Genomic DNA, 22,174 nt, shown 5'->3' with positions numbered 1-22,174 from the left:
CACAGTATGAGTGAAAAGTTGATTCTCGCTCTGGACCAAGGTACAACCTCGTCAAGAGCCATTTTATTCAATCACAGCGGAGAAATAGAATTTGTTTCTCAGAAAAGTTTTGAACAGATATTTCCTACCCCCGGATGGGTAGAACATGACCCTAACGAAATTTGGTCTTCTCAGGTTTCGGTAGCAGCTGAAGTTATAGCTAAAGCAGGTATTTCAGGATTGGAAGTTGCCGCAATAGGTATTACCAATCAACGTGAAACTACGATCGTTTGGGATAAAGAATCTGGTGATCCTGTTTATAATGCTATCGTATGGCAAGACAGGAGAACGTCTAAATATTGTGACTCTTTAAAAGAGCAAGGATATACGGACATGATCAAAGAGAAAACGGGACTGGTACTGGATGCTTACTTTTCAGCGACTAAGCTAAAGTGGATTCTTGACAATGTAGAAGGAGCAAGAGAAAAAGCAGAAGCAGGTAAATTGTGTTTTGGCACCGTTGATACCTGGTTGGTATGGAAACTTACACGTGGCAAAATGTTCATTACAGATGTTTCTAATGCGAGCCGAACTATGCTTCTTAATATCCAGACGTTAGAGTGGGATAATGAACTTTTAGAGTTATTTAATATTCCAAAAGCCATCCTGCCTGAAGTTAAGCAAAGCAGTGAGATCTATGGAGAAACAGCAACTACTCTATTTTCCACTAAAATTCCAATTGCAGGAATAGCAGGAGATCAACAGGCAGCTTTATTCGGACAAATGTGTACTACTCCAGGAATGGTTAAAAACACATATGGTACAGGATGCTTCCTATTAATGAATACAGGAAAAGAGGCCGTTCATTCTAAAAACAATTTACTGACCACTGTTGCATGGAAAATCAATGGTGAAGTAAATTATGCTTTAGAAGGCAGTGTTTTTGTTGGTGGTGCCGCAATACAGTGGGTGAGAGATGGCCTTAAATTGATCAACTCAGCTGATGAGATCAATGATCTTGCTAAAAGCGTTGAAGATAACGGCGGAGTTTATTTCGTTCCTGCGCTTACAGGTTTAGGAGCCCCTTACTGGGATCAATATGCCAGAGGAGCAATTGTAGGGATAACCCGTGGAACAACAAATGCACATATTGCAAGAGCAACTTTAGAAGGAATTGCATTCCAGGTTTACGATATTGTAAAAGCAATGGAGGCCGATGCAGGAACTGGTAGTCTTGAATTAAGAGTTGACGGTGGAGCTTCCAAAAGTGATTTACTGATGCAAATCCAATCAGATCTACTAGGAGTCAAAATAACAAGACCAAAAACCTTAGAAACAACAGCATTGGGAGCTGCTTATCTTGCAGGCCTTGCTGTAGGGTATTGGAAGAACATTGATGAAATCCAATCTCAGTGGATCGTAGATAAACATTTCCAACCTGAACTGGAAAAAGAGAAAGCGGATAAAATGATCCATTTATGGAACAAAGCTGTAAAGCGCTCTCAAAACTGGATAGAAGATTAACTTCCATTAAACAAAACATAAACTATGACTCCATTTATAGCAGAAATTATCGGGACAATGCTTATGATACTACTCGGAAACGGCGTAGTGGCAAACGTTGTTTTAAAAGGAACGAAAGGTAACGGTTCCGGCTGGATTGTGATTACCACGGCTTGGGCTCTGGCAGTTTTCGTTGGTGTAACCATTGCAGGGCCAATCAGTGGTGCCCATCTGAATCCTGCAGTAACATTAGGTTTAGCCATCGCAGGAAAATTTTCATGGGACTTAGTTCCGACATATATCGCCGGAGAAATGATTGGTGCAATGTTAGGTGCTTTTTTGGTTTGGGTATTTAATAAAGACCATTTTGCCATTACAGAAGATGAAGGTGCAAAACTAGCATGTTTCAGTACTGGCCCAGCGATTAGAAAACCTATTTCAAATCTCATTAGTGAAATCATTGGGACATTCGTTCTTGTTTTTGTGATCTTCCATTTTGCTGATCCGAATCTCACTTTAAACAATGATCCAAATGCTAAGATCGGTTTGGGAACAATTGGAGCTCTACCTGTTACATTGTTGGTTTGGGCAATCGGTCTATCTTTAGGAGGAACGACAGGTTATGCTATTAATCCTGCTCGTGATTTAGGACCAAGAATTATGCATGCAATTCTTCCTGTAAAAGGAGGAAGTGACTGGGGCTACGCCTGGATTCCTATTGCGGGACCTATTTTAGGAGCAACTCTTGCGGCTTTATTGCACCTCGCTTTAAGTTAACTAAAGAAAGTTTACACAATGAAAAAACTATTTTTTATATGCCTAATTATTTTAGGTACAGGGTCTCTTTTTGCCCAGGAGAATACAGAAACCAAAGACGAAGGTCGTCTAGATTTCACCGCTAATATTCAGAACAACCATTTATGGCGAGGATTAATTATTACAGATAAACCTGTGGTAATGGGAAATCTTTCTTACGCTCTGGATAAAGAAAAAAAATGGAAAGTCGGAATATGGGGCGCATCTTCTTTAACCGATGATAAAGATGGTACGCATTACAAGGAAATCAATTATTATGTTCAGTACTCAGATGGGCGGATTTATATTGGATTATGGGATTTATTTAATTCCAGAAACATCAATACAACCGTTGCCTCAGATGACATCTTTAATTACTCTAATAGAAGAACGGCACATATTATTGATCTAAGGACCAATTATACTTTTGGACCCTCATTTCCTTTAAATGTTGAAGCTGATATTATGTTATATGGTGGAGCCAATGCTGGAGAAGTAGTTTTGGAGCCGGATGGAAGTTATAAAAAGAATAAATATTCTACTTATGTACAAGTGAGTTATCCTGTAATTGCCCATCAAAAGGTAAATCTCGATGCTTTCGTAGGTGGTGGATTTGCTTTTAATGACAGTACTTTTTTATATGGAAATGGAAAAAACAGTTTCGATATAGTGAATGTTGGTATAAAAGCAACTAAAGCTTTAAAAATAACAGAGCATTATACACTTCCAGTTTCTATGATGGCAATGTGGAATCCTTCTAATAAATATGCGAGAATTCAACTTGCAGCAACAGTATTCTAATACTCTTTTTTCTATATTAAATAAACCATTCCTTTATTGGGATGGTTTTATTTTTTACTCCTTTCTTTAAAACTTAAAAACTAACCTAAATACCGGGTTTTTACGGTCTAATTCTTGCCTAAATATTTTTAAATTTGATAAAAAAAATGAAAAAGGTATTCAGCTTATTTATTCTGTGTATAAGCATTTTTTCTTTCGCCCAGTCAAAAGCGCCCTTCACTGGCAAAAGATCCTTCAACATTGTGGAAGGTTATAGTGGAACCGGGACACCAGCCTATTATCTTAATGTAAAAAAGAATGGTGATGTATATTTTGGTTATGTTCAGGTAAATCAGGCTAGTGGAGAAGAGACCACTGAGGAAATGAATGCTGGAAAGTATAACCCTACAGTAATGAAAGCACAATTCAAGAAGTTTAATGAAATATTTTATGTAAAGTTTGATAAAGAAAAAATCTATCTTACTGACGAAAAAGGAAATATTCAGAAATCTGAAGATTGCTGTTCTGCCTTAGAAAGTGATAAAGGAAGTTGTACCTGTGAAAGCGTTTTTTATCAATAATGAAAATAGCCAAGTTTTTAATAGTCCTCATTTTGCTTACTTCATGTAGCAAAAAGACAGAGCATCCGTATACTTTTTATTACTGGAAAACGAAACTTTCGTTAGAGCTGGAAGAGAAAAAAGCCTTAAATGAAGTTACAACACCTTATTTATATACAAGATTTTTTGATATTGACAAGGTAAATGGGAGATTTGAGCCTGTAGCAGTTATTACCAAAGACCTTAGTTTTCAAACAGATAAACAAATAGTCCCAACAGTCTTTATAACAAATCCGACTTTCCTGAACATTTCAATGGACGAGATACAATTTCTCGCTAAACATGTTAACGATTTAATCCAAAAGAAAATTACTCAATATCATTTAAAAGTCAATCAGGAAATACAAATAGATTGTGACTGGACAGCAGGAACCCGTGATGATTATTTCAATTTTTTAAAAGAGCTAAAAAAAATCTCTGGTAAAGAAATAAATTGCACCCTTCGCCTTCACCAGGTAAAGGATAAAATGCAAATGGGCATACCTCCTGTGACAAAAGTTTATCTGATGTGTTATTCCACTTCTTCACCTTTGGAAACATCTGATAAAAATTCCATACTGGACGTCAATATTTTAAAAAGCTATCTTTCAAAACTAGAAAACTACCCTATCAAGAAAATTGATGTGGCGCTGCCTATTTATTCTTGGGGAATTGTTACAAACCACTTAGGAAAACATAAACTGATCAACGCATTATCTGACAAAGATCTGAAAAACCCAAACTTCAAAAAAATATCAGATCACGAAAGCGAAATTTTAAAAGACGGATTTTACTTTGGAAGTTATTTAAATAAAGGTTTTAAGATAAAGGTTGAACAAGTTACAAGTGAACAGCGTAATGATGTAATCTCGTTTTTGGATAAAAAAATATCGCAGTTTAATATTATTTATTATCAATTAGATAGTAAATTTGTTAGTAATCAAAATTTTAATCTAACATCTCAATTTCAGGGTGATTTTTAAAATTGCGAAACATTATAAAATCACAACAAAAAAACATCAAAAACCAATATGAAAAAGTATATTCTTTCTCTTGCCGTCGTGTCACTTTTCTATACGAAGTATGAAGCGTGTGCATGGTCAGACCCGGACTATGAATATTTTAATCTCTTTACTCAGAGCATCATAAAAGATAAATCTTATCTACCATTCCTTCATAGTTACTCGACAAGGTTTTACACAGATTTTAAATCATCTCAAATTCCGGATGAAAATATTGGAGCATGGAAAAAGTTCTTCGGTAATCAATTAAGCTACGCTGAAACAGATTATCTGGTGAATAAAATGGGTATGAATGACCTTAATGAATTAAAGAAAGGAAATCCAAATAATCAATTACTAAAAAAACTGGGTTCAGGATTCTATCAAAAATATCATGAAGGAATTGATTATTTAATTGAAGCTAAATACCTCGAACCCTATATGAGGATTAACTTCGTTGAAAACCCTAATTCTTATTTTTATGGAGGGACGCAAAATGATAAGAATGCTACAAACCTTGATTACAGCAAAACAATTTCTGCTTTAACTTCTCTATATAACGCTGCTAAGAATTCTGAAATCAAACAACGATATGGCTATCAGCTCGTACGTTTGAATCATTATACCAGAAATTACGATGCAGCAGTTCAGGCTTTCAAAACCTATGTTGAACCCATCAGATTGAAAGGAGCACCTTACTTTATGGCTCTCGACCAACTGGCAGGAGCACAAAGAGGTCTGGAAATGAACGGCGATGCCAACTGGAACTTCTTCCAGGTCTTTATGAATAGTGACAGCCGTAAAGAGTCTGCCTTTGTTTCTATGAAACTTTCGGATACGGCTTCTTTTAATAACATTTTAAAAAGAGCCGGAACTGATAATGAAAAGAACATGGCATACTTTCTTTTGGGATACGAAGATTTCACAAATCCAATTCCAATCATGGAAAAGATGTACGACATCAATCCTGATTCGGAAATTTTGAAAGTAATGGCCGTGAGAAGTATCAATGAACTGGAACGAACTTATCTTCCTACTTATTATTACACTTCCGATGACACAGATAATGCAACTGTTCAAAAAGAAGGATCCAAGACTTCTACGGAAGCAACGAAGACAGAAACAACAAAGGTGAAAGAAAAGGAGCTTTCATTCTGGCAGAAAATCGTTAGATTTTTTAAGAACCTGTTTGGTGGATCCAAATCAGACAAGACCGCCGATGGGAAATCTGATCAAAGCGATGATGAGCTATTAGATAATCCTAACAGAATTCCGTTCTACACAAAAAATGCAGGTTACTGGTATGGCGACAAAGATCAGAAAGATTTTCTGGATGATCTTGAAAAGTTTACCGAAAAGACGAAAGAGAAATCAAAAGATGAGTATTGGCAAATTGCAGATGCCTATCTGAAATTTCTGAAAAAAGATTACAAAGCAAGTACAGAAATCCTGGAAGACATCAAAACAACCAATCCAGAGTACCTTGAAGAAATAAAAAGAATGAAAGTTCTGAATGACATTGTATCTCAGCCTAAAATAACTTCAGAATATGAGGATCATTTAATGAAAGATTATCCTGAATATTTTATCGAAAAAGAGGTAAAAAAAGACAGCACAAGAACTGATTATGATGACTATTATGGTCCTGTTCCTTCTACCGCTTCTTTCCTTAAAGATGTTTTAGCAAACCGTTACTTCCTTCAGGGAGAAGATGGAAAGTCATTCTTGATGAGTAATAAACTTTCTGATCTTCAATATAACCCTAACTCCAGTTTAGTGAAGAGTGTTGAGGATTTTTATAAAAAACCAAATAAGAATCAATTTGAACAACAGATCATTGCCAAAAACATGGATGATGTAGGAAATATTGATGCTTTTTTTGGAGTGATCTATGGCGACCGCGCAATGAGAATGGCTGACTTTGAAAAAGCTAAATCTTATTATCAGAAGGCTCAGGATTTTGTTGGGATTCCAAGAATCAATTATGACTGGGTTTCAAGTGAGCAACCAAAGGTTCCACACAAGTATGCAGACGGTGAATACAATGGTTTCAGAAATATTCCGAGCTATGTATTTGGTCATAATGTTTGGGAAAGCTTTGAAAGTATTGCTGGTATAAGTATGGAAAATGAAAATTACACTCAGTTTCCTTTCATTAAAACAACAATGAATAAACTTGAGTTAGCTGATGCAGCGATCCAGCTTAAAAAGATGAGCAGTGGAAAAGATGAAAAAGCGGCTAAAGCCAGTCAGCTTATTGGAAATTTATTATATAACACTTCTATTCTCGGTTATTACAGACAATTGTTCGTAATGGATGTCGACAACAGTAATGGAGGTAAATATGATTTTTGGAATACAGATAAGAAGACACCTTATCAGTATTATTACAAAAATTTCCTTGATAAATCTTATATGGAACCTGATAATTTTGATCTGGCTATTAACTATTATAAAAAGGCATTGGATCTATCGGCAAACAAAGAAGAAAAAGCAAGAATACTATTTCAGATGGCTAGTGCCGAACAGGGGAAATACTATCAGTATGAAGCAAACAACCCATCTAAGATCAGCTACTCTGATCCGAAGTACTCTGAAAAAAGTGATACATATCAAAAACAGTTGGATGATACGAAGAATCAAAAGTTCCGTACCTATTTTGCATTATTGAAAACCCAGTACTCGGATACTGAGGCAGCTAAAAGCCTTATGGGAAGTTGTTCTTATTTTAGTTATTTCATGAAATAGCAGCTTTCACTTTATAAATAAAAAAAGGAATCATAATGATTCCTTTTTTTGTTTTTCCAGCCATTCATCATGTTTCTTTTTAAAGAGATCATGCTTATAATTCTGATTTCTCTTGGCAGCATCAATAGAATGAGACGTATGGATATCAACATCATCTTCAGCAAAATCAGCTAATTTTTCATAGTAAGTATGCAACTGATCTAATTCCTTTTCAGAGAGATCTTCAATATCTACAATCCGGTTGCTTGCTTTTTCATGAGCAGCAATGAGTTCGTTGAGTTTAATCTGTATGGCTTTTGAATCTTTATTCTGCGCTTTCTGAATTAGAAACACCATCAAAAAAGTAATTATTGTCGTTCCTGTGTTAATCACTAACTGCCAAGTTTCAGAATAGTGAAAAACAGGTCCGGAAAAAGCCCAAATCACAACAATAGCGGTTGCTCCGATAAACGCATATGAGCTTCCTGTAAATTTTGTTGCCCAATCTGAAAATTTTTCAAAAAAATTATTGCTCTTATGACTCATCGTGGATATTATTTTAAAGAATAAATGTATTAAATAATATTATTCTTTAAGCAATAAAATGCAAACAATAGAGTCTATTGATTTTCCAAAATCCTTCTCTAATTATTTAAAATCTGTAATTAACCTGAACTGCAAAATTTCTAGGCTGGATCTGATCTATATATCCGCCTCTGAAATAAGAATTATAACCAACGGTATCGAAAATATTATTGAAGAACACTCTCAAACCAAGTCCTTTTTTGAAAACATACCCTATTTGTGCATCTACCGTAGTATATTCAGGCATATTGAATGGTTTTTCACCAAGCTGAGTTCCGTTAATATGGCCACTGGCTGCATTAGAATATTTTTGTTTATAATCATCAACAGGTCTCGTTCCTACATAATAAATTCCAGCTCCCACATCAAACCCTTCGAAAGTTCCTCTACTAAATTTATAATTCAACCAGACATTTGCTGAATTCTTTGGTGTATTAATTGGTGCAGAGCCATTAACAAATGAAGGACTATCTTTGTATTGAGCATCCACATAAGCCCATCCCGTCATTACCTGCAAATTTGGAAGGATCTTCCCAATCAATTCTACTTCTATCCCTTTTCTTTTCAGTTCTCCTGCCAGTGCATAAGTTCCTGTACTATTTCCACCTGTTAGTACTTCATATGATAAATTGTCAGTATTAATATTGAACATTGTAACATTGAATCTTAATCTTTCATTCAGCCAATCAGATTTAATCCCCACTTCCCATTGCTTAGTGGTTGAAGCTCCTACAGTTCCTCCTTCTAGTAATACATTATTTGCACTTCTTAAAGAAGTTGTACTTGTATAAGAGCCAAAAACGTTCATGTTTTCGATCGGTGAGATCATAAGCCCTAATGATGGATTCCATGCATAGCTAGGTTTTTTATCAGATCCGTTCAATCTGCTGTAACGAATTCCCAAATGTGCTTTAACATATTTATTAAAAGTAATAACATCTTGGGCCATTAAACCTAATGTTGGTGTTACCGTATTAACTATAGGATTTTTCTTTATCAAATCGAAGTTATTTGCATCGATACCGGAAGGTAGGATATTATTAATTTCATTAAGAACATTAATACGATCAATCTCCTTTGGTATGTAAGATTTTGTAGTAACATTAGATTCTTTCCAATCAAAACCAACCTGGAAGGTATGTTTCATAAATCCTGTCATCACGTCTGCTCCAATAAAATCAAATTGAAAAACTTTATTCAAATCTTCACGCTCAGATTTTGTTAAACTTCTATCTCTTATTTCATTTGGATTTTTTGGATCAATTGGAGCTAGCGCTGCTCCTGTGATATCAGCTTGATATGAAGAGCTCATAAATGCTGCTCTTATTTTCAGTTTATCATTTAATTTTCTTGTTGCAGTAGTAGAAAAATTAAAAGTCTCCATCTTTGCATTATCTGATGAAAATCCAAGAAATTTCCTGCCAGGCATCTTATATATTGCTTCTGTATCTCCCTTCGCCAAATTGACAGTTCCTCTATCGGGTGTAGTATTGTTGTGCATATAGTCCATCTCTACAACAATCTCAGTTTTATCATCCGGACGAATTGCAATTGAAGGATTAACGTAAATACGATCTGTATTAATAAATCTCCTAAAACTATTATTATCCTGATAAGCAGCGTTCAATCGTACAGCAACTTTCCCCTGAGAATCCAATACTCGCTGAAAATCTATAGTTGGTCTGTAAAAGTCCCAACTACCATATCTAAAGCCAACATTCGTTTGGTTGATAAATTTCGGAACTTTAGTTACCACATTAATAACGCCACCTGCAGAACCTAATCCATCTCCAATTCCCTGTGTAACTGCCGCTGATCCTTTTATTACCTGAATGCTTTCAACTCCTTGCATGTCTGTAAGCATGGCACCGGTTCTAAAATCAGAGTCCATCTGAACACCGTTTTTCAAAACAGGTACACCACGATAACCTCTTATCGACATACTTTCTCTTGTCCCACCATAGCTTCCAAACTGTGTAACACCTGGAATATTCTTAGCAACATCCGTTACGGTTAAGCCTCCTAAATCTTCTATTACTTTATAAGAAATTACTGAAATACTTTGAATCTGATCTCGGGTTTTAAGAGGCAGCCTTGTAATGGCTTCAAGACCGTCAGGCTGTTTTTTTCTTTCTCCAAATAACTCAACTTCTTCGATCGTTTTTTCTCTTCTAATAGTATCATTAAGCTTTTGTGCATTGGCAAAACCAATCCCTAATACTACTAAAGAAATAGATACTGTTTTTCTCATAATTCTTTTTTGCAAAATTATTATTTTTAATAATTCTAAATAAAAAATGAGAATTGACATATCTCAGCAAAAAGAATTATGATATACAAAATCTTAATTGTCTTTCAATATTTGCAAACATATTCTTAGTCATAATGGCGGGTCCTTATAGAATAAAACAGGAAACAACTCATTAGCTGTTTCCTATTAAAATTCGTTACACTTATTTTCATTCTATAATAGATACTGCCCAGTATAATATTCACCAATCTTTATATTGCTTAGCATTTATTAAACTTATCTCTTTAAAGTTTATAACAATTAAAAATCCGTCTCTTTAAAAGGGACGGATTTTTATATAATCACGGCTTAGTGCACGTTATCACACTTTAATTTCAACATCTACACCGCTTGGTAACTCTAATTTCATTAGAGCGTCCACAGTTTTAGAAGAAGAAGAATAGATATCCATCAATCTCTTGTGAGCTGAAAGTTGGAACTGTTCTCTAGCTTTCTTATTTACGTGTGGAGATCTCAACACAGTGAAGATTCTCTTATTAGTTGGCAATGGAATTGGTCCGTTTACAACAGCACCAGTAGCCTTTACCGTTTTTACGATTTTCTCAGCAGACTTGTCTACCAAGTTGTAATCGTAAGATTTTAGTTTTATTCTGATTCTTTGTGACATTTTTCTAATTTAAAAAATTAACCTTTAGATTTAGCGATAATTTCTTCCGCAACGTTCTGAGGAGTTTGAGCATATTTCTCTAATTCCATAGAAGAAGTAGCTCTTCCTGATGAAAGTGTTCTTAGAGTTGTTACATATCCAAACATTTCAGAAAGTGGAACAGATCCTTTGATAACTACAGCACCATTTTTCTCTTCCTGACCACTGATAGTTCCTCTTCTTTTGTTAAGGTCACCAATAATGTTACCCATATATTCTTCTGGAGTTACAACTTCCAGTTTCATGATAGGCTCCATAATTACTGGCTTAGCAGCACGTCCCGCTTCTTTAAATCCTATTTTAGCAGCTAATTCGAAAGAAAGAGCATCAGAATCCACCGCGTGGAAAGATCCGTCTTTAAGAACAACTTTAATACCTTCAACTTCGAAACCAGCCAAAGGACCGTTCTTCATTGCAGCTTTAAAGCCTTTCTCAATTGCAGGAACAAATTCTCTAGGAACGTTACCACCTTTGATTTCGTTAATAAATTCCAGACCGATTTTACCTTCGTCTGCAGGTCCTAATTCAAATACGATATCAGCAAATTTACCTTTACCACCAGATTGTTTTTTGTAAACTTCACGGTGACTAGCAACTTTTGTAAGATTTTCTTTGTATTCTACCTGAGGTTGACCCTGGTTTACTTCTACCTTGAATTCTCTTCTCATACGGTCTACAATGATATCCAAGTGAAGCTCACCCATTCCAGATATAATTGTTTGACCTGAAGCCTCGTCAGTTCTAACCGTAAACGTTGGATCTTCTTCAGCTAATTTAGCTAATGCGTTACCCATTTTATCTTGGTCAGCCTTCGTCTTAGGCTCAACAGCGATACCAATTACCGGATCAGGGAAAACCATCGATTCAAGAACGATTGGGTTTTTCTCGTCACACATTGTATCACCAGTTTTGATAGATTTGAATCCTACCGCAGCACCAATATCACCAGCTTCAATATATTCTACTGGATTTTGCTTGTTAGCGTGCATCTGATAGATTCTTGAGATTCTTTCTTTATCTCCAGAACGAGTGTTCAAGATATAAGAACCTGCATCTAATCTTCCAGAGTATGCTCTGAAGAATGCTAATCTTCCCACGAATGGGTCAGTAGCAATCTTAAATGCTAAAGCCGAGAAAGGCTCGTTTACGTCTGGTTTTCTTGTAATTTCAGCATCAGTTCTTGGATCAGTACCTTTGATATCGTCTTTATCCAATGGTGAAGGCAAGTATTTACATACTGCATCCAACATAAACTGTACTCCTTTATTTTTGAATGAAGAACCACAAGTCATTGGGATAATAGATAAATCGATAGTAGCTTTTCTAAGAGCTTCGTTGATTTCATCTTCAGAGATTGAATCTGGATCTTCGAAGAATTTCTCCATCAAAGTCTCATCGTAGTCAGCAACAGCTTCTACTAATTTCTCTCTATATTCTAGAACTTCAGCCTTCATATCCTCAGGAATTGGCACTACCTCGAAAGTAGCTCCTTGTCCTGCCTCATCCCAGATGATAGCTCTGTTTTTAATTAAGTCAACAACACCTTTAAAGTCTTCTTCAGCACCGATTGGTAAAACGATTGGAACTGCATTAGATCCTAACATAGTCTTAACCTGGTTTACCACGTTAAGGAAGTCAGCCCCTTGTCTGTCCATTTTGTTTACGAATCCCATTCTCGCTACTTTGTAGTTGTCAGCAAGTCTCCAGTTTGTTTCAGACTGAGGCTCTACTCCATCTACTGCAGAGAATAAGAATACCAATCCATCCAATACTCTTAAAGATCTGTTTACTTCTACTGTGAAGTCAACGTGTCCCGGTGTATCAATGATGTTGAAGTGGTAAGGTTTAGTTTCAGGTAAAGTTTTACCTTGATCAGTTGGGAAATTCCAGTTACAAGTTGTCGCTGCAGAAGTAATGGTAATACCTCTTTCTGCTTCTTGCTCCATCCAGTCCATTGTAGAAGCACCATCGTGAACTTCACCAATTTTATGGTTAACACCTGTATAGAATAAAATCCTTTCTGTAGTGGTAGTTTTCCCCGCATCAATGTGGGCAGCAATACCAATGTTTCTTGTAAATTTTAGATCTCTACTCATTTCTAATTAGAATTTAAAGTGTGAGAAAGCTTTGTTAGCTTCCGCCATTTTGTGAGTATCAGATTTCTTTTTGTATGCAGCACCTTCTTCTCTAGAAGCAGCAACAACTTCATTAGCTAATTTTAAAGCCATTGACTTATCATTTCTAGCTTTTGAATATTTGATTAACCATTTCATTGCCATAGAAATTTTTCTATCAGCTCTGATTGGCATAGGGATCTGAAAGTTAGCTCCACCTACTCTTCTTGAACGTACTTCTACATGAGGCATTACGTTAGTAAGGGCATCTTTCCAGATTTCAAGAGCTGTTTTTTCAGTCTCTCCTTTTTTATTTTCTACGATTTCTAATGCATCATAGAAAATTTTGAATGCGATAGACTTCTTACCGTCTAGCATTAAGTTATTTACGAATCTAGTTACCAATTGATCATTAAACTTTGGATCTGGTAACAACGGTCTTTTTTTCGCTTTTGTCTTTCTCATTGTTTTTGTACCTTATTTAATGATTATTTTTTCTTTCCTTTTGCTGGTGCAGCAGCTGCCTGACCTGGCTTAGGTCTCTTAGCTCCGTACTTAGATCTTCTCTGTGTTCTTCCATTAACACCAGCGGTGTCTAATGCACCTCTTACGATGTGGTAACGTACTCCCGGTAGGTCTTTCACCCTTCCGCCTCTCACCAATACTATCGAGTGCTCTTGAAGATTATGTCCTTCGCCCGGGATGTAGGCGTTGACTTCTTTACCGTTTGAAAGTCTTACCCTTGCAACTTTTCTAAGTGCAGAGTTAGGTTTCTTAGGAGTGGTAGTATACACTCTCGTACATACACCTCGTCTTTGTGGACAAGAATCAAGGGCAGCCGATTTGCTCTTCTTGGCAAGCGTGGCTCTTCCTTTTCTTACTAATTGTTGAATAGTAGGCATTTAATTGCTTTTTATTTTAAGGTGCAAAAATAGTAATTATTTTTTAATTGACAAGCAGTTAAGTCTTTTTATTCACATTTAAAAAGAAAACAAAATACTTATTTGAAAACATTTTTTATTATTTTGCCATTAGCATATTGTAATGGAACCCCCAGAAGTTCAGCCATGGTACTGGTTATATCAATCTGTTCATAATTGCCTGTACTAATTATTGTATTTTTCTTAAAATCCGGACCCATCGCAAAAAATTCGATATGTCGGCATCCATTGCAGTCATCTCCATGTTGTGCAAATCCCCCTTTCGAGTCTAAATGTCTTCCATGATCATTAGAAACGATAAGTGTCGTCTTATTTTTATAAGCAGACAGGGACTGGATATGATCCCAGATTTCTTTAATGGAGGTATCGGTTTTCTTTATGGCGTCAATATATCCATTCCAATTGCTGGCATGCCCATTGGAATCTACATCTTTCAAATTGATCACAATAATATTGGGAGAATACTTCTCCATCACCAATTTTACTTTATCCACAGTCACAGCATCAGGTCGATAACCTGAGCCATTACCATTGATTCCACAATCAACACTTGGCTGAAACTTTCCTTTCCAATCTTCAAGCTTACAGTCATTCAGTACTTCCAATTTATCTTTAGAAGTTATAATCCAGGCTTTAGTTTTATCTTCTCCTGTATATTTGAGCCACTGCTGCATAATAGATGGATATCCCGGCAACTCGGTCCCATTATTCTTAATATTCTCATATACACCACTACACATAGCACTGTGTCCTGGATTAGTATTGGTACTTCCATTATTTTTAAAATCACTGATAAATACACCCTGACTTAAAAGACTTACTCTATTGGGAATATTTTCTCTGTTGACTTCTTCCCAAGTCTCAGACATACGAGGACCATCAACCACCAGTAAAACTATATTTTTCGTCTGGTATGTATACTGATTATCGATCACCGTTTGTACTTCTTGGTTGTCATTTGTACAAGAAATCACTAAAAGACCTAGGATAAAATACAATACAATTTTTTTCATAATTTTTTCTTATTTGTGTGTTTAATGTGTAAAGCTAGGGAAATAGACTTAATCGGTATATTAATAAATTATTAAATCTAAGAAACATGATTCAATCTATTACAATGTCTTTGTAAACATAAAATATGAAAACATAAGTATATGATCTCCTAGTCCATAATTTGGACATTTACCTTTTTATTCCAATTAAAACTTCTTATATTCTTTTTTAGCCTCTCTTCATTAGTTGGATCTATAGAATATATGGACACCTCATCTCTTGCTACAGTCACTTTATTTTTAATTTTCAAGGTGGCAGTTTTCTTCCAGGTTTTTGGAACATACCCCTGAAGCCAGGCTTCATAAACAACAGCAATTTCGTATTTGTTTTCTGAGCCATATTGGGTAAGAAAATCTTTAAGCTTATTATTAAAAAAACTTTTGTTCTCGTTAAACGGAATCATCTCTGTAGATCCCAAACCTGCAATATCTAATAAATGAATATCTGTATAATATGTAATTGCTCCAATATCGTTAGCTACTATTTTGGAATCATTATAATAGGTGTGTAAAAATCTAGCGGATTGTATCTGCTGTTCATAAATATTTTTTCCACCATTCTCAAGAATACAATGTGCTACCCAGCCTTTATAGAAAAGAAGTATAATATTTATAACAACCAGTAAGGTAATGATCTTTTCTTTTCTAATATAATTATTAACATCAAAAAATAAATCTTTGACCCGTGGGATAAGCACCATAGAAAATCCTATAAGTAAATATGCTTCATAACGGAACATTCCCTTTAGATCCGCAAACATGCTATGGCATATCATCAGAAGAAAGAATACCACAAGTAAAAAATTACTGTTAATAGCATCCCTGAAACTCTTAGTCTTCAAATCTCTGTAAATGAAGACAGCTGACAATAAAACAGGGAAAAAACCAACTTTATAAAAGCTTATATTTAATATAAAATTATCAAGAAAGATGGTTTTAAGCTGTGACAGCAAATTTGAGTCTAAACTTAGTTTTGTTCCCTTTACTACTACAGAATTGGGGAAAAGATAACCATCTTGCCGATAGTTAAAATAGCAGAAAATCAAAATTGGAACAAATCCAACAACCAGTATACTCATTGCTTCTTTCCACTTTTTCATTAATATTAAAACAAAAGCAAAAATCACAAAGTAAAACATGCTTTCAAAACGGACAAGTCCCATTAGAAAAATGGTAAGATAAAATACTAAAACAGCATATCTTTTTTTATCTCGATAATAAAAGCAAAAAATATTAACGACAAAAAGAAATACCTGAAAGATGTGCTCCATACCCGATAACATCTGAATGTGCAAAACCACAAAAAATAAGGTGAATATGACCGCTAAAACAGTTTTTTTTACATCCTTAAAAAATTCAGCATAATATATTGATAGGAAATAAACTATTCCAATGCTAAAAAAAATATTAAAGTACAGTGGGATCTGATCGTTATTCCCAAAGACTTTTATTAAACAACTAAGAACAAAAGTAAACAATGGTGAAGAAGAAGTGGAAGAAAATTGATATCTCGTAATCCCCCACACCTCATGTAATGCAAAATTCTTTGCCATAGCAAGATGAATGTAAGCATCATCAATTGGATATATATAATGTCCATCCGTTTTTGAAACTGACTGAATATAATAGAACAGGCATACACCAAAAAATACGATGAGGGAAGAAAAGAAACTTTGTAAACCAATATTTCGGGATGACGACATTTTATGATAAATTATAAGAATACCAAAGATAAGTATCATCAATCAGGAACCTGCAACTTCGGCATAATATTTACTGCTTATATAGCATAAAAAAATAAACGTATGAAAAATGCAAGTATTATCGGTCTAAAGGAAACCGATTGTAAAAACATTTCAGAAAAGCTAAATACACTTTTAGCCAATTATTCCGTATTCTATCAAAACACCAGAGGTTCTCATTGGAATATTAAAGGCGATCAATTCTTTACTTTACATCCAAAATTTGAAGAGCTTTACAATAGCCTTGTATTAAAGATTGATGAGATTGCAGAAAGAATTTTGACATTAGGAGCAACACCAGCCCATAATTATTCAGATTATTTAAAAGTTGCCACTATAAAAGAGAGTAAAGAAGTAACTGATGGAACAAAAAGTGTGGAGAACATTTTAAGTTCTTTTAAAGTAGTATTGGATCTACAGAGAGAACTTTTGGATATTACCGATGCAGCCGGAGATGAAGGGACAAATTCCCAAATGAGCGATTATATCACTGAACAGGAAAAAGAAGTATGGATGTACAACTCTTATCTTGGTAAATAAGCGAACGAAAATCATCGATATATTTAAAAAAATCGTCTTACATTTAGACGATTTTTATTTTTAATTATTAAATTTGCGTTAAAATTACACAATATGCACGACGTACGATTGAATTCTATTCTAGACAACGATTTCTATAAAATAACCATGCAAAACGCAGTGGTGAAATTATTTCCAAGCACGATTGTAAAATATGAATTTATAAACAGAGGACAGCATCTTTTCCCGGAAGGTTTTGATGCAGCATTGAGAGAAGCAGTAACTAAAATGGCAGAACTCAAGCTTACCAAGGATGAGAAGAAATTTCTGGCAAGAACATGTCCTTATCTGGCTTTACCCTATCTTGATTTTCTTGAAGGTTATCATTATGATCCATCTGAAGTAAAAATTGTTCAAAAAGGAAATGACCTTACCGTTTCTGTGGAAGGTTTATGGTACAGAACCATTCTTTGGGAAGTTCCATTACTAGCCCTTATCAGTGAACTGCATTATGAAATGAACCATATGGAAAGAGATTCCAATGAGGTTGTGATGAATAAGACACTTGAGAAAGCTGACTCTTTGAACAGACTTGGTGTTACCTTTGCCGAGTTTGGAACGAGAAGAAGACACTCTTATAAGGTTCAGAACCTTGTTATGGAAGCTTTAACGCAAAGAAAAGATTCAACTTTTACCGGTAGTTCGAATGTGCATTTCGCTATGAAATTTGGTGTAAAACCTATTGGAACTCATGCCCACGAATGGTTTATGTTTCATGGTGCTGAATACGGTTTTAAGATGGCCAATGAATTAGCCCTGGAACACTGGGTAGATGTTTATAGAGGAGACCTGGGAGTTGCCCTTTCAGACACTTATACTACAGATGTTTTCTTTCAACAGTTTGACAAAAAATTCGCAAAACTTTTCGATGGGGTACGTCATGACAGTGGAGATGCCCTTGAATTTGCTGATAAAACAATTGCACACTATAAGAACAACGGAATTAATCCATTATTCAAATATATTATTTTCTCTGACGCCTTAAACCTTGAGAAAGTAGAAGAGATCACAAAATACTGTAAAGGAAAAATTGGTGTTTCATTTGGTATAGGAACCAATCTCACCAATGATGTTGGACTAAAACCTATGAATATTGTTATGAAATTAATTGGAGTACAAGCTCCGAATAAAGAATGGATTCCAACTGTAAAACTTTCTGATGAACATGGAAAATATACGGGTGATCCGAAAATGATTGAATTGGCAAAAGAGTTCTTAAGAATAAAAGATTAAGTTTTAGACACCAGATGTGAGACATCAGATATTAAACTTACAACTAAATAAATCATAACTATTATGAGATCAAAAATTTATTTTTCCCTTAGTCTTTTGATAGCAGCTTTATCTTTCGCTCAGGAGAAAAAAGCAGCAAAACCAAAATTCAATCAAGAACTGGCTACCTCATTGGGAGCTGACAAATATGGAATGAAAGCTTATACCATTGTCATGCTTACTACAGGATCCGCAAAGATTGAAGATAAAGTGAAAATGGGTGAATTAATGAAAGGACATATGGCTAATATTGGTAAGTTAGCGGATGAAGGTAAGATCATAGTTGCCGGGCCTTTTTTAGAAAAGAATAAAGAAACCTATCGTGGGATGTTTATTTTCAATACCAAATCCAAAGAGGAAGCCGAGCAATGGGTAAAAACAGATCCTGCAGTACAAGCCGGAGTTTTTAGTTACGAAATATTTCCATGGTATGGATCTGCTGCATTGCCTTTATATTTAAAACACCACGAAGAAATCACAAAAGAAAATCCTTAAAAAAGGACTTTTTCACTAAATTTTCGGAGCCCAAACAAAATATAATCAGATAGAGAAGAATGTTAAAAACTTAAAAAGCATATTTAAAAACTTTGATTAATAGTTTCATTAGAAATATTGTTTCTTCAATTATCAGCTCAACTATTGTTCTCCCTGCTTTTTATAAATCTATTGTTTTATCGATTTTCGCTTTAAGTTTCTTATTCCAACTTATTTAATTATTGGATCATAAATAGTAATTACCGGAAAAACAAGCGATAATCCAGCTGTATTTATTGCTCCATTTTTAGCAACTGTGTTTAAAAACAATGTACTTAAGATATTTTAAATGCAAATATCATAATATATAAATATAACATTGATATAATACGTAGATTTGAATGTAAGTGATCATAACATGATACACTAAAGAAATGAGATAGGTTTGAATTTAAAAGGAGGACCAATGAGAAAACTAGTTTTAAAAATGTCCGTGTCCGCTGACGGATTTGTCTGTGGACCAAATGGAGAAATTGATTGGCTACTGCGGACAAGAGATCAATCAGCATTTGATTGGATTGAAAAAACACTTTGGGATGCGGGAGTTCACATTATGGGTAGCCGGACATTTCATGATATGGTTGCCTATTGGCCCACATCACCAGACCCTCTGGCAGTTCCAATGAACGAAATACCAAAAGTTGTTTTTTCAAAGAAGGGTTTTGTAGAGCAAACTAGAGATGAATTAACAACCCAGGCTTTCAAAGACAGTTCACGTCAAGATGCCGAAAAAGGAATTGTTAAAACTACCATTTCTAAAAGTGCAGGAACCTGGTCAGAAGCCTCAATTGCGAGTGATATAGTTTCTGACATTACAAAACTTAAACAGCAAGACGGTAAGTTTATTCTGGCTCATGGGGGTGCCAGCTTTGCTCAAGACCTTGTTAAACATGAACTTATTGACGAATATCGACTGGTAATTCACCCTGTCATTCTTGGCAAAGGTATTCCATTGTTTGCATTGGCCCCAAATCCAATTGACTTAAAACTTGAAAGCTCAACCCACTTTGATTCAGGAATCATAGCCAATATCTACTCAACAATCGTAAAATGAAAACAACTTGCCACTTTTATTGTTGTTAGTGTACAAAGTTTTTTTCGCAGACAAAAATTTGTGATTTTGAAAAATTAAATTTTAAAGAAAAAACAAACAACCTTTTCATGAGTTTAAAAAATCCATCAATATAAAAGATAAACTTAGTCTTTCATCCTTGCCTGGTTTCCCTATAACCTGCAATTACTGCCAAGATAAATCAAATACATTAGAAAAGGCTTTTCTATTATCACAGGAGGAGAAATTAAAATGAAAGCTGAGATTGTTGAGAAAATTATGGGTTATCATATCAATCTTTATGACCTTCAAAAAAGAGTTCAAAATCACGTTCTAAAACCACATAAAATTTTCTTTTATTAGCAAAATAAATGTAAATTCATAATCTACAAAATAATTAGTCCAACAAACATATTGGATCTAGTCATAGTCTTTAAACTAACAATCAATCATAATTTTATGAAAAAAACAATTTTAGTCTTTATAATTATTCTAACAACAAACTTTAGTTTTGGGCAAAGTGTTCCCAAAGAATATCATGATAAAGTTAAAACTGCAGAATCACTTTATAATGCAAAAGAATTCAGAAATTCAGCAGACAGATATTCCGAAGCGTTTAAATCTAATGGCTGGCAGGGCTCTATAAATGACAGATATAATGCTGCTTGTTCGTGGGCATTGGCATCAGTCCCAGACAGTGCGTTCTTTCAACTTAACAGAGTCGCTGCAAAGTACACCAATTATAATCATATAACAACTGACACAGATTTAAACTCTTTACATGCCGATATCCGATGGAAACCATTATTGGAAAAAATCAAGCAGAACAAAGACAAAGCAGAAGCTAATCTTAATAAACCATTGGTAGAAATGCTAAGCAATATCTATATTGAAGATCAGAAATACAGAAAAGAAATTGATGGAATTGAGAAAAAGTATGGACAGAATTCAAAGGAAATAAAAGATCATTGGAAAATGATAGACGAAAAAGATTCTTTGAATTTAATAGAAGTAAAAAAAATACTTGATAAATATGGCTGGGTAGGCCCTGATGTTGTGGGCGGCCAAGGAAGCACCACATTATTCCTTGTGATCCAGCATGCTGACCTCGCGACACAAGAAAAATATTTACCGATGATGAGAGATGCTGTAAAAAATGGTAAAGCACAGGGCAGCAGTTTAGCTTTGCTCGAAGACAGAGTAGCATTAAGACAAGGCAAAAAACAAATTTACGGCAGCCAAATCGGACGTGATCAACAAACACAGGTTTACTTTGTATCTCCTTTAGAAGACCCCGATAATGTAGATAAAAGACGTGCAGAAGTTGGACTTCCTCCTTTAGCAGAATATGTGAGCAATTGGCAAATTAAATGGGATGTTGAACAGTACAAAAAAGAATTACCTAAACTGGAAGAAAAAACAAAAAAGAAATAAAAATCCTTCATCCTATAAGAACGAGGTTCCCGATCTGCTCCCAATATGATCCTTCGCCAAACTTCATTCTACCGAGAATGACAATCATAAGCAAGGACAATATTTGTTATTTTAATGAAAGAAAAATCTTTATTTAAAATATTTCTTTTATAACGCAATAGTGATTTAATTTTTACTATTTTAGCCTGTAATTCAATTTCTTATAAATTATATTATAAGAAAGTCAAGAATAAAACAATTACTAAACAAAAAAAATTAAACCATGAAAAAGAACTTAACAAAACTTTCAAGAACAAATTTGAAAGATGTCTTTGGAGGAACTTTGTATCCTGCACAATGCCCTGGAGGGTGTCCTGGCGAAGCCTTGATCAGATGTCCTGACGGCTCCACTACTATGACAAATTTTATATGTATGGGTGGAAGATGCGAACCAGCCGCAATGTGCAAACCCTTGGTTCTTGAACCTTTCCCGGATCCGATTATCATCACTCCGTAATCTGACCTATAATAGATAAAGTGAGCTTTCCGG

At 34.9% G+C, this 22,174-nt stretch carries 20 protein-coding genes; 12 read left to right on the top strand and 8 right to left on the bottom strand.

The window, feature by feature from the left end; all coding sequences use genetic code 11:
• Positions 1 to 6 precede the first annotated feature (6 nt).
• The 6 genes from glpK to J7E44_RS14645 all read left to right on the top strand — a co-directional run bounded on the left by glpK (position 7) and on the right by J7E44_RS14645 (position 7,405).
• The gene (gene glpK, locus J7E44_RS14670) at positions 7 to 1,503 is read left to right on the top strand and encodes a glycerol kinase GlpK (protein WP_214831127.1); all 1,497 of its coding nucleotides are present in this window, start codon (positions 7 to 9) and stop codon (positions 1,501 to 1,503) included.
• Between the two features lie 24 nt (positions 1,504 to 1,527).
• Positions 1,528 to 2,259 carry an MIP/aquaporin family protein gene (locus J7E44_RS14665; RefSeq protein WP_214831126.1) on the top strand — a complete coding sequence of 244 codons (732 nt, stop codon included), beginning with the start codon at positions 1,528 to 1,530 and terminating at the stop codon, positions 2,257 to 2,259.
• A gap of 18 nt (positions 2,260 to 2,277) precedes the next feature.
• Entirely contained in the window at positions 2,278 to 3,078 is an 801-nt protein-coding gene (locus J7E44_RS14660) for a hypothetical protein (RefSeq protein ID WP_214831125.1), read from the top strand.
• Between the two features lie 146 nt (positions 3,079 to 3,224).
• Complete coding sequence (locus J7E44_RS14655; RefSeq protein ID WP_214831124.1) at positions 3,225 to 3,638, top strand: hypothetical protein; 414 nt, start codon at positions 3,225 to 3,227, stop codon at positions 3,636 to 3,638.
• The gene (locus J7E44_RS14650) at positions 3,638 to 4,639 is read left to right on the top strand and encodes a hypothetical protein (protein ID WP_214831123.1); all 1,002 of its coding nucleotides are present in this window, start codon (positions 3,638 to 3,640) and stop codon (positions 4,637 to 4,639) included. The genes J7E44_RS14655 and J7E44_RS14650 overlap by 1 nt, the downstream gene beginning before the upstream one ends.
• Before the next feature lie 48 nt (positions 4,640 to 4,687).
• Positions 4,688 to 7,405 (top strand): hypothetical protein, encoded by a 2,718-nt coding sequence (locus tag J7E44_RS14645; RefSeq protein ID WP_214831122.1) that lies wholly within the window; start codon positions 4,688 to 4,690, stop codon positions 7,403 to 7,405.
• A gap of 30 nt (positions 7,406 to 7,435) precedes the next feature.
• On the opposite strand, the gene J7E44_RS14640 is transcribed toward J7E44_RS14645, so the two are convergent.
• From J7E44_RS14640 to J7E44_RS14605, 8 genes are all read right to left on the bottom strand, one after another.
• Positions 7,436 to 7,930 carry a low affinity iron permease family protein gene (locus tag J7E44_RS14640; protein ID WP_214831121.1) on the bottom strand — a complete coding sequence of 165 codons (495 nt, stop codon included), beginning with the start codon at positions 7,928 to 7,930 and terminating at the stop codon, positions 7,436 to 7,438.
• A 106-nt stretch (positions 7,931 to 8,036) separates the two neighbouring features.
• Positions 8,037 to 10,220, bottom strand: a complete 2,184-nt coding sequence (locus J7E44_RS14635; protein WP_214831120.1) for a TonB-dependent siderophore receptor — start codon at positions 10,218 to 10,220, stop codon at positions 8,037 to 8,039.
• A 361-nt stretch (positions 10,221 to 10,581) separates the two neighbouring features.
• On the bottom strand, positions 10,582 to 10,887 hold the full coding sequence (gene rpsJ, locus J7E44_RS14630; RefSeq protein WP_002661363.1) for a 30S ribosomal protein S10: 306 nt from the start codon (positions 10,885 to 10,887) through the stop codon (positions 10,582 to 10,584).
• A gap of 17 nt (positions 10,888 to 10,904) precedes the next feature.
• Entirely contained in the window at positions 10,905 to 13,022 is a 2,118-nt protein-coding gene (gene fusA / locus J7E44_RS14625) for an elongation factor G (RefSeq protein WP_214831119.1), read from the bottom strand.
• Positions 13,023 to 13,028: 6 nt separating this feature from the next.
• Positions 13,029 to 13,505 carry a 30S ribosomal protein S7 gene (rpsG, locus tag J7E44_RS14620; protein WP_034684795.1) on the bottom strand — a complete coding sequence of 159 codons (477 nt, stop codon included), beginning with the start codon at positions 13,503 to 13,505 and terminating at the stop codon, positions 13,029 to 13,031.
• A gap of 23 nt (positions 13,506 to 13,528) precedes the next feature.
• Positions 13,529 to 13,942, bottom strand: a complete 414-nt coding sequence (rpsL, locus tag J7E44_RS14615) for a 30S ribosomal protein S12 (protein ID WP_002983146.1) — start codon at positions 13,940 to 13,942, stop codon at positions 13,529 to 13,531.
• A 98-nt stretch (positions 13,943 to 14,040) separates the two neighbouring features.
• Positions 14,041 to 14,994 (bottom strand): sulfatase-like hydrolase/transferase, encoded by a 954-nt coding sequence (locus tag J7E44_RS14610; RefSeq protein ID WP_214831118.1) that lies wholly within the window; start codon positions 14,992 to 14,994, stop codon positions 14,041 to 14,043.
• Between the two features lie 149 nt (positions 14,995 to 15,143).
• Positions 15,144 to 16,736, bottom strand: coding sequence for a DUF8728 domain-containing protein (locus tag J7E44_RS14605; RefSeq protein ID WP_214831117.1), 1,593 nt, complete (start codon positions 16,734 to 16,736; stop codon positions 15,144 to 15,146).
• A gap of 102 nt (positions 16,737 to 16,838) precedes the next feature.
• Between J7E44_RS14605 and J7E44_RS14600 the strand changes: the two genes are divergently transcribed.
• The 6 genes from J7E44_RS14600 to J7E44_RS14575 all read left to right on the top strand — a co-directional run bounded on the left by J7E44_RS14600 (position 16,839) and on the right by J7E44_RS14575 (position 22,141).
• Positions 16,839 to 17,315, top strand: a complete 477-nt coding sequence (locus tag J7E44_RS14600; protein WP_214831116.1) for a Dps family protein — start codon at positions 16,839 to 16,841, stop codon at positions 17,313 to 17,315.
• A 93-nt stretch (positions 17,316 to 17,408) separates the two neighbouring features.
• Positions 17,409 to 18,587, top strand: a complete 1,179-nt coding sequence (gene pncB, locus J7E44_RS14595; RefSeq protein WP_214831115.1) for a nicotinate phosphoribosyltransferase — start codon at positions 17,409 to 17,411, stop codon at positions 18,585 to 18,587.
• 63 nt (positions 18,588 to 18,650) lie between these two features.
• Entirely contained in the window at positions 18,651 to 19,121 is a 471-nt protein-coding gene (locus J7E44_RS14590; protein WP_214831114.1) for a YciI family protein, read from the top strand.
• Positions 19,122 to 19,566: 445 nt separating this feature from the next.
• On the top strand, positions 19,567 to 20,214 hold the full coding sequence (locus tag J7E44_RS14585; protein ID WP_285439774.1) for a dihydrofolate reductase family protein: 648 nt from the start codon (positions 19,567 to 19,569) through the stop codon (positions 20,212 to 20,214).
• 456 nt (positions 20,215 to 20,670) lie between these two features.
• Complete coding sequence (locus J7E44_RS14580; protein ID WP_214831112.1) at positions 20,671 to 21,645, top strand: DUF6624 domain-containing protein; 975 nt, start codon at positions 20,671 to 20,673, stop codon at positions 21,643 to 21,645.
• 262 nt (positions 21,646 to 21,907) lie between these two features.
• The gene (locus J7E44_RS14575) at positions 21,908 to 22,141 is read left to right on the top strand and encodes a hypothetical protein (RefSeq protein ID WP_214831111.1); all 234 of its coding nucleotides are present in this window, start codon (positions 21,908 to 21,910) and stop codon (positions 22,139 to 22,141) included.
• Positions 22,142 to 22,174 lie beyond the last annotated feature (33 nt).

Source organism: Chryseobacterium sp. ISL-6 (genome assembly GCF_018613715.1).
In the GTDB taxonomy this organism is placed as follows: domain Bacteria; phylum Bacteroidota; class Bacteroidia; order Flavobacteriales; family Weeksellaceae; genus Chryseobacterium; species Chryseobacterium paludis.
Note: the sequence above shows the minus strand (reverse complement) of the source record. Positions and strands in the feature narration are given on the sequence as shown.

Bases quoted from the DNA above. Each gene is read 5' to 3' on its own strand.
- rpsL (WP_002983146.1), bottom strand. From the start codon at position 13,942: ATGCCTACTATTCAACAATTAGTAAGAAAAGGAAGAGCCACGCTTGCC.
- J7E44_RS14665 (WP_214831126.1), top strand. From the start codon at position 1,528: ATGACTCCATTTATAGCAGAAATTATCGGGACAATGCTTATGATACTA.
- J7E44_RS14655 (WP_214831124.1), top strand. From the start codon at position 3,225: ATGAAAAAGGTATTCAGCTTATTTATTCTGTGTATAAGCATTTTTTCT.
- J7E44_RS14605 (WP_214831117.1), bottom strand. From the start codon at position 16,736: ATGTCGTCATCCCGAAATATTGGTTTACAAAGTTTCTTTTCTTCCCTC.
- J7E44_RS14635 (WP_214831120.1), bottom strand. From the start codon at position 10,220: ATGAGAAAAACAGTATCTATTTCTTTAGTAGTATTAGGGATTGGTTTT.
- J7E44_RS14660 (WP_214831125.1), top strand. From the start codon at position 2,278: ATGAAAAAACTATTTTTTATATGCCTAATTATTTTAGGTACAGGGTCT.
- J7E44_RS14640 (WP_214831121.1), bottom strand. From the start codon at position 7,930: ATGAGTCATAAGAGCAATAATTTTTTTGAAAAATTTTCAGATTGGGCA.
- J7E44_RS14610 (WP_214831118.1), bottom strand. From the start codon at position 14,994: ATGAAAAAAATTGTATTGTATTTTATCCTAGGTCTTTTAGTGATTTCT.
- glpK (WP_214831127.1), top strand. From the start codon at position 7: ATGAGTGAAAAGTTGATTCTCGCTCTGGACCAAGGTACAACCTCGTCA.
- pncB (WP_214831115.1), top strand. From the start codon at position 17,409: ATGCACGACGTACGATTGAATTCTATTCTAGACAACGATTTCTATAAA.
- J7E44_RS14645 (WP_214831122.1), top strand. From the start codon at position 4,688: ATGAAAAAGTATATTCTTTCTCTTGCCGTCGTGTCACTTTTCTATACG.
- J7E44_RS14585 (WP_285439774.1), top strand. From the start codon at position 19,567: ATGAGAAAACTAGTTTTAAAAATGTCCGTGTCCGCTGACGGATTTGTC.
- rpsJ (WP_002661363.1), bottom strand. From the start codon at position 10,887: ATGTCACAAAGAATCAGAATAAAACTAAAATCTTACGATTACAACTTG.
- J7E44_RS14575 (WP_214831111.1), top strand. From the start codon at position 21,908: ATGAAAAAGAACTTAACAAAACTTTCAAGAACAAATTTGAAAGATGTC.
- fusA (WP_214831119.1), bottom strand. From the start codon at position 13,022: ATGAGTAGAGATCTAAAATTTACAAGAAACATTGGTATTGCTGCCCAC.
- J7E44_RS14590 (WP_214831114.1), top strand. From the start codon at position 18,651: ATGAGATCAAAAATTTATTTTTCCCTTAGTCTTTTGATAGCAGCTTTA.
- J7E44_RS14580 (WP_214831112.1), top strand. From the start codon at position 20,671: ATGAAAAAAACAATTTTAGTCTTTATAATTATTCTAACAACAAACTTT.
- J7E44_RS14650 (WP_214831123.1), top strand. From the start codon at position 3,638: ATGAAAATAGCCAAGTTTTTAATAGTCCTCATTTTGCTTACTTCATGT.
- J7E44_RS14600 (WP_214831116.1), top strand. From the start codon at position 16,839: ATGAAAAATGCAAGTATTATCGGTCTAAAGGAAACCGATTGTAAAAAC.
- rpsG (WP_034684795.1), bottom strand. From the start codon at position 13,505: ATGAGAAAGACAAAAGCGAAAAAAAGACCGTTGTTACCAGATCCAAAG.